This window comes from Thermococcus coalescens (assembly GCF_055392585.1).
Map to the genome: position 1 here is coordinate 1,752,674 of NZ_AP043764.1, position 9,010 is coordinate 1,761,683.

A 9,010-nucleotide genomic window follows, 5' to 3' on the forward strand; every position below is an offset into this window, starting at 1 on the left:
CGGTTCGATTACTTCTTCCAGAAACCTCCTTGGGTGAGCGTGATGCCGTTTGTGGTCATGATAACAGGGATTCCAGGGGTGGGTAAGAGCACAATAACCCGGATGGCCCTTCGAAAAACAAAGGTCAAGTTCAGGCTAGTTAACTTTGGCGATCTCATGTTCGAGGAGGCGGTGAAGGCGGGACTGGTGAGCCACAGGGACGAGATGAGAAAACTCAACCCCAACGTTCAGAAGGAACTCCAGATGAAAGTCGCCAGGAGGATCGTTGAAATGGCCAAGATGGAGCCCATACTCCTCGATACCCACGCAACCATCAGAACCCCTGTAGGATACCTTCTCGGTTTCCCCAAGGAGGTCATCGAGGTGATAAACCCCAACTTCATAGTCATAATCGAGGCCACTCCGAGCGAGATACTTGGAAGGCGTCTCCGCGATCTGAAGCGCGACAGGGACGTTGAGACTGAAGAGCAGATACAGAGGCATCAGGATCTTAACCGTGCCGCTGCCGTGAGCTACGCCATGCACTCTAACGCGCTCATAAAGATAATTGAGAACCACGAGGATAAGGGCCTTGAGGAGGCCGTTCACGAGCTTGTTGAAGTACTGAATCTGGCGGTGGGAGAGTATGATTGAGGGGATATACACTTTCCTTGACAATCTGTTTGGACCCATGATACAGGCCTACCACCCGATAGTGGTGGTCACTGTCGCGGGCATAATGCTGGGTGGACTCTTCACCCTGCTGAACTACATCCTCGTCGACCAGGAGAAGGTCAAGCAGCTTCAGAAGAAGAGTAAGGAATTCCAGAAGAAATACAAGGAAGCACAGGCTTCAAAAGATGAGAAAAAGCTCAGAAAACTCCAGCAGGAGCAGATGGAGCTTATGAAGCTCCAGAGCGAGGTCATGAAGGACACGATGTTCAAAGTCACGCTGCTGACCCTGCCGATATTCTGGATCTTCTTCGGATGGCTCAGGAGATGGTACATCGAAGTTGGCATAGTGAAGTCTCCGTTCAACTTCTTCATATTCGACTGGTTCCACAGGCTCTATAACTCCGGACTGCCCGCTAACGAGCTCGGTTACGTTGGCTGGTACATACTGACGTCGATGATAACCGGTTACATCCTCAGGAAGCTCCTTGACATGGGTTAAATTTAAAAAGACTCTGAAAATAGGGGTTGCGAGGTGAGAGAAATGAAGCCGATGTACAGGTCAAGGTCATGGAGAAGGAAGTACGTCAGGACTCCGGGCGGAAGGACCGCCATACACTTCGAAAGAAAGAAGCCCAAGGCTGCCCACTGCGCCATGTGCGGTAGGCCGCTCAACGGCGTCCCTCGTGGCAGGCCGAGCGAGCTCAGGAAGCTCCCGAAGACAGCAAAGAGGCCGGAGAGGCCCTACCCGAACCTCTGCCCGAGCTGCATGAGGAAGGTCATGAAGGCCCAGGTCAGGGCTGCCCTCGTCTGAGGTGCTAACATGCCGAAGGGCTGCCTCGTGATAACCGTCAGCGGCCTGGCCGGTTCCGGGACGACGACACTGTGCAGGAACCTAGCCAGACACTACGGGTTCAAGCACATATACGCCGGCCTCATCTTCAGGCAGATGGCCAAGGAAATGGGCATGTCGCTTGAGGAGTTCCAGGAGTACGCAGAGCTTCACCCCGAGATAGACAGGGAGGTTGACAGGAGGCAGGTCGAGGCAGCCAAAGAGTGCAACGTCGTCATTGAGGGCCGCCTCGCCGGCTGGATGGTTAAGAATGCCGACCTTAAGATATGGCTCGATGCTCCCATAATGGAGCGCGCCAGGAGAGTTGCCCGCCGTGAGGGCGTCTCCGTGGAGGAGGCCTTTGTGGAAATCGCCGAGCGTGAGAAGGGCAACAGGAAAAGGTATTTAAACCTCTATGGAATTGACATCGACGACAAGTCGATTTACGACTTGATTATTAACACTGCCCACTGGGGCCCCGATGGCGTCTTCGCGATTGTGAAGGCCGCCATCGACCACCTTTACCCCGACGGTGACGCGGGGTCGGGTGCAAACCCGGGCAACAAAAAATGAGGAGGTGGGATGAATGCCAGCTATGGAAGTTGGAAGGCTTGCCGTTATAATCGCCGGAAGGAGGGCCGGCCAGAAGGTCGTCGTCGTTGACGTCATCGACAGGAACTTCGTCCTCGTTACCGGCGCTGGACTGAACAAGGTCAAGCGCAGGAGAATGAACGTCAAGCACCTCGAGCCCCTTCCGGAGAGGGTCAGCATCGAGCGCGGCGCCGACGACGAGGCAGTCAAAGCCGCCCTCGAGCAGGCTGGAATCAGCCTCGAGTGAAATCGCCGGAGGCCTTTTGGCCTCTTTCTAACTTCTCAACGCTTTTAAGTTCGGCTTCCAAAATCTTTCCGGTGGGCCTTATGAGAACCGCGCTTGTGACGGGTGCGACTGGTGGCATGGGGAAGCTTCTCGTTGAGGGGCTCGTCGAGAGGGGCTACCGCGTTGTTGGGGTGGCCCGAAACGGAGAAAAGCTCCGTGAACTTCAGGAAAGGCTCCAGGCTTTTGAATACATAATCGCCGACCTGAGTAAAGAGGACTTTCCGGACACGATATTGGAGGGGCTCGAGAGGCTGGGTGTTGGAGAGGTTGACCTCCTCATAAACAACGCCGGCCTCGCGGTGAGAAAACCCCTTCTTGAGCACTCAAACGAGGAGCTGGAGAACCTGTTCCGGGTAAACACCCTTGCACCCATTGAGCTCACGAATGCGCTCCTTCCAATGCTCCCGAAGGGTTCGACCGTGGTGTTCATGATCAGCGGTGTTGCCTTTATCAACGTGCCGGAGATTCCCTCTTACTGCGCCGCCAAGGGAGCCCTCCACTACCTCGCGGTAAACCTTGAGAGGGAGCTAAGGGCCAGAGGAATCCATGTTATGAGGGTGTATCCCAAGCAGGTCCGGACGGGCTTCTGGAACGGAAGGATTCCGAAGGGCTCGATAGAGCCGGAAGAGGTTTCAAGAGCGGTATTGGAGGGGCTTGAGAAGGGCAGGAGGGAGGTTTTCGTGCCAGGCTATCTGAAGCTCGTCAAGTACCTCCCGAACTGGCCGGTTTTTACCTACCGGTTTAAATACTAAGCTCAGGTTTATAAGGCGCTATCCCGAACTTAGGGCGATAACGCTCATCGGGTGATGCTCATGGCGAGGAACGAAGTCAGGAAGATCCTGCCCGCGGACATTAAGCGAGAGGTGCTGGTTAAGGACGAGAGGGCGGAGACGAATCCAAAGTGGGGATTTCCCCCGGAGAAAAGGCCCATGGAGATGCACATGCAGTTCGGGATAATAAACCTCGACAAGCCGCCCGGCCCGACCAGCCACGAGGTGGTAGCGTGGATTAAACGACTATTCAACCTCAGCAAAGCTGGCCACGGTGGGACTCTGGATCCAAAGGTCAGCGGCATCCTTCCAGTTGCACTGGAGAGGGCAACGAGGGTCGTTCAGGCGTTATTGCCTGCAGGAAAGGAGTATGTGGCTCTGATGCACCTCCACGGCGACGTTCCGGAGGACAAAATCCGCGCCGTGATGAGGGAATTTGAGGGGGAGATAATTCAGAGGCCGCCCCTGAGGAGTGCGGTCAAGAGAAGGCTGAGGACGAGGAAGGTCTACTACATCGAAATTCTTGAGATAGACGGCAAAGACGTGCTCTTCCGGGTTGGCGTCGAGGCGGGAACCTACATAAGGTCGCTGATACACCACATTGGCCTCGCTCTAGGTGTCGGTGCCCACATGGCCGAGCTCCGCCGTACCAGAAGCGGCCCCTTCAAGGAGGACGAAACTTTAGTGACCCTCCACGACCTCATCGACTACTACCACTTCTGGAAGGAGGACGGCATCGAGGAGTACTTCAGGAAGGCGATACAGCCGATGGAAAAGGCCGTTGAACACCTGCCGAAGGTCTGGATAAGGGATTCGGCCGTTTCGGCGGTTACCTACGGTGCCGACCTTGCTGTTCCAGGGGTAGTAAAGCTCCACAAGGGCATAAAACCCGGTGACCTGGTGGCTGTGATGACCCTCAAGGACGAGCTTGTCGCCCTCGGAAAGGCCAAGATGAACAGCCAGGAGATGCTCACCAAGAGCAAGGGCATAGCCGTTGATGTGGACAAGGTCTTCATGCCGAGGGAGTGGTATCCGAAGCTCTGGAAGGGAAGGGGGTGAGAGCCCCTATTTTCCTCTTCTAGGTGTATCCTATACAGTGAAGAAATGGTCAAGCCCATAGTTGAGACGGTTGTTTTTGAGATTACTGTATTTGTGATACTTCTCTTTTTTGTCGCCCACAGTAATAATGTGCCTATTGATGTTGGGCTCCTCGTGACGATCTTTGTCCTGTTGATTCCTTTTGGGATTTCAGCGGTCTTTTTCATTGGCCGGCATCTTGAGAAGCACGGCTATCGGAGGGAAGATGTTAATCGGCTCTACATAATCCTCTAAGAGAACTGGGACAATAGGGAATTTGTGAGGGACGTGCAGGAGAGAATTGGCCACCACTTAATAGTGTGGTGGCTCCTTGATATGGCGCTCCTTTTGACGGGAAACGTCGTGGGGGCAGCGATTTCTGTGGTAGCGATGTTTCTGTTGGTTTTTTCATTTATCTCTTTCCTCCTTTTCATGGTACAGTGGATAGTAGTCATTCCCCTGGATTTATACTTTCTCGCCTCTGGAGGGGAGTTGAGTGTATCCTTATGCTAACTATATGGGCGGATGGAGGCCACCTTCTGCTAAGGACACGGGCATGTGGATTATAAAGACCTCCTTGCTGGGTACAGGTTTGCTGGTTGGTGTTTACCTCTTGGGGTGCACGGTAGAGAGCTCTTCACTCGAGATGGTCGAGCGCCTTTTGAGGCTGGGCAGAAACGACGGCCTGATCAAAAACCTTCTCCTTCTCTCCGCTCAGAGTGCCGCCTTTGGTGCCGTTGAGGCTGTCTCTTCCAGAAGCGCGGGAAGCTGGGCTTTTTCTTCCTCGTTGTTGCAGTTATGGGTGCGGCCATTATGTGGAAGACTTTTAGGTTTTAATGGCGCGATCACTCTCTTGTCTCCATTAACTGTCTTTTGTGTTCTTTTGCTCACTCTTTTACTCTGGCTTCTTTCCTTTCATTCCCGTCGTTTTGTTATGGTTGTAAGTTGAAAATCCTACGAAAAAAGAACAGAATTAATTCGAATTGGTAATTAGAAAAATTTTTAAGGATTTTAGCATTACATTTGGTGACGATCTTCGGAGGTGTCTTCCGTGGGAGACTGGATCAAGAAGGGTTGCGCGGTAGTGCTACTTGCTGTAGTCTTGAGCTTGGGCTTCAACATGGCCTACGGTGCAAGAAGTATGGATGAGTTGAAGCCCGAAGGGGCTTACTGGGCACAGGAACTCCAGAAAGACCTCCCTCTAGTTGAGGTCAATGAGACTGTAATGAAGATGGTCAAAGAGTACTCGAGCGAAATACTTGAGGGGTTCAAAAGTGAACTTTGCACCATGAGTGATGAGGAAATGCTCCGTGAGGGCCTCAGCAAAGATGATATCAAAAAAGCTAGGGCGTTCTGTAGACTGCCTGATGAGGCAAAGTTGAAAATCATCAGAAATAGACTCCTGCTCAGTGTGTACCTAGCTCACGCTCGTTGCTCGGCCCTTAAACAAACAGAAATAACGCCAATAATAACCGCTTCTTCAGGAGGCACGTATTCATGCAGGGATGGGTTGGTCTATGCGTGGGGGATTCCCACCAAAGAAAAACTCGGAATCTCCCACTGTTCGTGGAGAAAGTCGTGGTCTCTTTCATCCTGCAGTAAAGAAAAGGGTGTAGCGTGCCTCTGGGGATGCACGAACGTTGATCCAAAACTCGGATGGTCAAGCAACTATAAATATTTCTCTGACTTGGACAGCTTTGTTGAGGAGGTAACAAGCAAGGGTTACCACAAGACCGACAGGTATGCTGCCTATGGCATATATGGTAGGGATTTCACAAGAGGGATTGGGTACGGATACCGCTACGAGGCAAGATATAACAACGTCACTCGCATGGGCTACGTGGAGGGTCCTGAGCCTAATCCTGAAAAGAACTGGTACGGTTTCCTGCACAATTTCTGGCCGACACTTGTGAAGCGCTGGCACGATAAATGCTGAGGTGATCACCATGAAACGATCTAAGGCTCTGTACTCTGCAATTCTTATCTTTTTTCTGTTAGTCGCTGGTGGGGCCTATTACCTCCACAGTTGGGACGGGAGAAACAATCTGGAACCCGATATAAAGTTCAACGCCACCGATCTTAAGCCCCTCAATTCAAACCTAACACTTGTCTATAAGTCGCGCGAATATTCCAATGGAGAATTGGTTCAGAACTCGACGAGAGTCTTTACGATATCCCGGAAGGGGGACGATATCATCATGGTCGAGAGGTTCAGAACTGAGTGGTGGCAACCCAGCTACTCACTCTACGAAGGAACTACTCACGCTGAAATAGCCAACTCAACTCCAATAATATATCAGCCGGACGGTTCCATCTTCGTTGAGGGGGAACGGGCTGAAGTCGAACTCTTTAGGGTTGGATATCCCTATTCTCCCATATTCGAGCGGCTGAAGGCTGAAAAGGGCTATACACTTAGGTTATGCTGCGCCAATCTCACCGTGGAGGACGTGAGGACTATAAACGGGAGGGAGTGCATTATAGTGAAAGCGGAAACTAAGGATGCCATCCTCAAACTTGCCATCGACGCCAAGACGCGCCTGTTACTATGGAGATGTGGGTTGTCAGGAGACCAAGGGAACTGCCAGTGGGAAGAGTGGTTGGCCTCTTCCAAATAAATCCCTTCATCTTTATAAACCCCTTTTCTTATCCCCACACATGACCCACTACTACTCCGAAGAGCCAAGCACTCCTCTTAAGACGAAGACCATCGAGGTCTGTATTAGGGGTTACTGCTTCAAGTTCATAACGGCCAGTGGGGTCTTCTCCTTCGGGAAACTTGACCGGGGAACGGAACTGCTCATAGAGAGTATGATACTTGACGGGAACTGGCGCGTCCTCGACCTCGGCTGCGGCTATGGAGCGGTAGGGATAGTTGCATCGCGCTTTGTGGACTACGTGGTGATGACCGACGTTAACAAAAGGGCCGTCAGCATAGCAAGGAAAAATTTAAAAATCAACGGCGTTAGAAACGCCGAGGTAAGATGGGGGAGCCTCTACGAACCCGTTAGGGGCGAGAAGTTCGACGCAATCATCACTAACCCCCCGGTGCACGCGGGAAAGGAAGTGTTGAGGGAAATAGTTATAAACGCTCCCCGGCATCTCAACGATGGAGGTCTCCTGCAGCTGGTGATTAAGACGAGGCAGGGGGCAAAGTATATTAAGGCTCTAATGAATGACCACTTCACCGAAGTGAGAGAGCTGGCGAAGGGGAGCGGCTACCGCGTGTATGCCGGGATCGCCTAGCCTGGGATGGCGCGGGCCTTGAGAGCCCGTGTCCGTATGGACACCGGGGTTCAAATCCCCGTCCCGGCGCCAAAATCCTCTATGAAGGATTGAGACGGAGGTGTATTCGTAATGACGGACAACTTCAGACACATCGTCCGTGTAGCGGGAGTTGATTTGGACGGAAATAAGCAGTTGAGATGGGCCCTTACGGGCATCAGGGGTATAGGCATAAACTTCGCCACAATGGTGCTCAGGGTTGCAGGACTAGACCCGTACATGAAGACCGGTTACCTGACCGATGAGCAGGTCAAGAAGATTGAGAAGGTGCTCGAAGACCCGATAGCCCATGGCATACCCTCCTGGGCGGTCAACAGGCCGAAGGACTACGAGACCGGCAAGGACATGCACCTGATCACAGCGAAGCTCGTCATGGCCTGGCGTGAGGACGTCAACAGGCTCAGGCGCATCAGGGCCTACCGCGGCATAAGGCACGAGCTCGGTCTTCCGCTCCGCGGACAGAGAACCAGGTCGAACTTCAGGCACGGCACCACGATTGGCGTGAGAAGGAGGAAGAAGTGAGGTGGTTTAGATGGGAGACCCCAAGAGGCAGAGAAAGAGGTACGAGACTCCCTCTCACCCCTGGATTAAGGAGAGGCTCGACCGCGAGAGAGTCCTCATGAGGAAGTACGCCCTCAAGAACAAGAAGGAGCTCTGGCGCCACGAGACCCAGCTCAAGGAGTTCAGGCGTAGGGCCAGGCGCCTCCTTGCAGCCCGCGGCAAGCAGGCCGAGATCGAGAGGGTTCAGCTCCTCCAGAGGCTCAACAGGCTGGGCCTCCTCCCGGCTGATGCCGTCCTGGATGACGTTCTCTCACTCACCGTTGAGGACGTCCTCGACAGGCGCCTTCAGACCCTCGTCTACAAGAAGGGCCTCGCCAGGACCATCAGGCAGGCCAGGCAGCTCATAGTCCACGGCCACATCGAGGTCAACGGACAGATCATCCGCTCCCCGGGATACCTCGTCCTCAGGGAGGAGGAAGACGCCATAACATACTCGAAGACCTCTCCTTTCGCTAAGGAGAGCCACCCCGAGAGGATGGTTATTGAACAGGCTAAGCAGGGTGAGGCCTCATGAGTGAGGAAGTTCAGCAGCAGATTAACCTTAAGAAGAAGGAGAAGTGGGGAGTTGCCCACATCTATTCCTCCTACAACAACACCATCATCCACATCACCGACCTCACCGGGGCCGAGACCGTCAGCAGGTGGAGCGGTGGTATGGTCGTCAAGGCCGACAGGGACGAGCCCTCCCCGTACGCGGCCATGATTGCCGCCAGGAGGGCCGCTGAGGAGGCCATGGAGAAGGGCTTCGTCGGCGTTCACATCAAGGTTCGCGCCCCGGGAGGAAGCAAGAGCAAGAGCCCCGGACCGGGTGCCCAGGCCGCTATCAGGGCCCTCGCCAGGGCCGGTCTGAGAATAGGGAGGGTTGAGGACGTCACCCCAATCCCGCACGACGGCACCAGGCCGAAGGGCGGGAGAAGGGGTAGGCGTGTCTGACCCCACAAATTCTTTTTTGGTGATGCC

15 protein-coding genes and 1 tRNA gene are annotated in these 9,010 nt (G+C 53.6%); all 16 read left to right on the plus strand.

Annotation, left to right across the window (positions count from 1 at the left end):
- Positions 1 to 42: 42 nt before the first annotated feature.
- Positions 43 to 633 carry an adenylate kinase gene (locus ACZ5M3_RS09790; RefSeq protein ID WP_464839417.1) on the plus strand — a complete coding sequence of 197 codons (591 nt, stop codon included), beginning with the start codon at positions 43 to 45 and terminating at the stop codon, positions 631 to 633.
- Complete coding sequence (locus ACZ5M3_RS09795; protein WP_464839418.1) at positions 626 to 1,153, plus strand: DUF106 domain-containing protein; 528 nt, start codon at positions 626 to 628, stop codon at positions 1,151 to 1,153. Before ACZ5M3_RS09790 ends, ACZ5M3_RS09795 begins: the two co-directional genes overlap by 8 nt.
- 42 nt (positions 1,154 to 1,195) lie before the next feature.
- Positions 1,196 to 1,465 carry a 50S ribosomal protein L34e gene (locus ACZ5M3_RS09800; RefSeq protein WP_464839419.1) on the plus strand — a complete coding sequence of 90 codons (270 nt, stop codon included), beginning with the start codon at positions 1,196 to 1,198 and terminating at the stop codon, positions 1,463 to 1,465.
- A 9-nt stretch (positions 1,466 to 1,474) separates the two neighbouring features.
- Positions 1,475 to 2,056: a (d)CMP kinase gene (cmk, locus tag ACZ5M3_RS09805; protein WP_464839420.1), complete on the plus strand. Its 582-nt coding sequence runs from the start codon at positions 1,475 to 1,477 to the stop codon at positions 2,054 to 2,056.
- Between the two features lie 13 nt (positions 2,057 to 2,069).
- Positions 2,070 to 2,321 carry a 50S ribosomal protein L14e gene (locus ACZ5M3_RS09810; protein ID WP_464839421.1) on the plus strand — a complete coding sequence of 84 codons (252 nt, stop codon included), beginning with the start codon at positions 2,070 to 2,072 and terminating at the stop codon, positions 2,319 to 2,321.
- Between the two features lie 80 nt (positions 2,322 to 2,401).
- Positions 2,402 to 3,112, plus strand: coding sequence for an SDR family NAD(P)-dependent oxidoreductase (locus tag ACZ5M3_RS09815; protein ID WP_464840900.1), 711 nt, complete (start codon positions 2,402 to 2,404; stop codon positions 3,110 to 3,112).
- Positions 3,113 to 3,172: 60 nt separating this feature from the next.
- Positions 3,173 to 4,189, plus strand: coding sequence for an RNA-guided pseudouridylation complex pseudouridine synthase subunit Cbf5 (locus ACZ5M3_RS09820; RefSeq protein WP_464840901.1), 1,017 nt, complete (start codon positions 3,173 to 3,175; stop codon positions 4,187 to 4,189).
- A 45-nt stretch (positions 4,190 to 4,234) separates the two neighbouring features.
- On the plus strand, positions 4,235 to 4,462 hold the full coding sequence (locus ACZ5M3_RS09825; protein ID WP_464839422.1) for a hypothetical protein: 228 nt from the start codon (positions 4,235 to 4,237) through the stop codon (positions 4,460 to 4,462).
- Between the two features lie 24 nt (positions 4,463 to 4,486).
- Positions 4,487 to 4,720, plus strand: coding sequence for a hypothetical protein (locus tag ACZ5M3_RS09830; RefSeq protein WP_464839423.1), 234 nt, complete (start codon positions 4,487 to 4,489; stop codon positions 4,718 to 4,720).
- Between the two features lie 538 nt (positions 4,721 to 5,258).
- Positions 5,259 to 6,143, plus strand: a complete 885-nt coding sequence (locus ACZ5M3_RS09835; protein ID WP_464839424.1) for a hypothetical protein — start codon at positions 5,259 to 5,261, stop codon at positions 6,141 to 6,143.
- A 10-nt stretch (positions 6,144 to 6,153) separates the two neighbouring features.
- Positions 6,154 to 6,822 (plus strand): hypothetical protein, encoded by a 669-nt coding sequence (locus ACZ5M3_RS09840; RefSeq protein ID WP_464839425.1) that lies wholly within the window; start codon positions 6,154 to 6,156, stop codon positions 6,820 to 6,822.
- Positions 6,823 to 6,862: 40 nt separating this feature from the next.
- On the plus strand, positions 6,863 to 7,450 hold the full coding sequence (locus ACZ5M3_RS09845) for a class I SAM-dependent methyltransferase (RefSeq protein ID WP_464839426.1): 588 nt from the start codon (positions 6,863 to 6,865) through the stop codon (positions 7,448 to 7,450).
- Positions 7,436 to 7,522 (plus strand) — tRNA-Ser (locus tag ACZ5M3_RS09850). The genes ACZ5M3_RS09845 and ACZ5M3_RS09850 overlap by 15 nt, the downstream gene beginning before the upstream one ends.
- Before the next feature lie 39 nt (positions 7,523 to 7,561).
- Positions 7,562 to 8,011 (plus strand): 30S ribosomal protein S13, encoded by a 450-nt coding sequence (locus ACZ5M3_RS09855; protein WP_464839427.1) that lies wholly within the window; start codon positions 7,562 to 7,564, stop codon positions 8,009 to 8,011.
- A 10-nt stretch (positions 8,012 to 8,021) separates the two neighbouring features.
- On the plus strand, positions 8,022 to 8,564 hold the full coding sequence (locus ACZ5M3_RS09860) for a 30S ribosomal protein S4 (protein ID WP_297091567.1): 543 nt from the start codon (positions 8,022 to 8,024) through the stop codon (positions 8,562 to 8,564).
- A complete protein-coding gene (locus ACZ5M3_RS09865; RefSeq protein WP_464839428.1) occupies positions 8,561 to 8,983 on the plus strand; it encodes a 30S ribosomal protein S11 in 423 nt (140 codons plus the stop codon). Before ACZ5M3_RS09860 ends, ACZ5M3_RS09865 begins: the two co-directional genes overlap by 4 nt.
- The last annotated feature ends 27 nt before the right edge of the window (positions 8,984 to 9,010 follow it).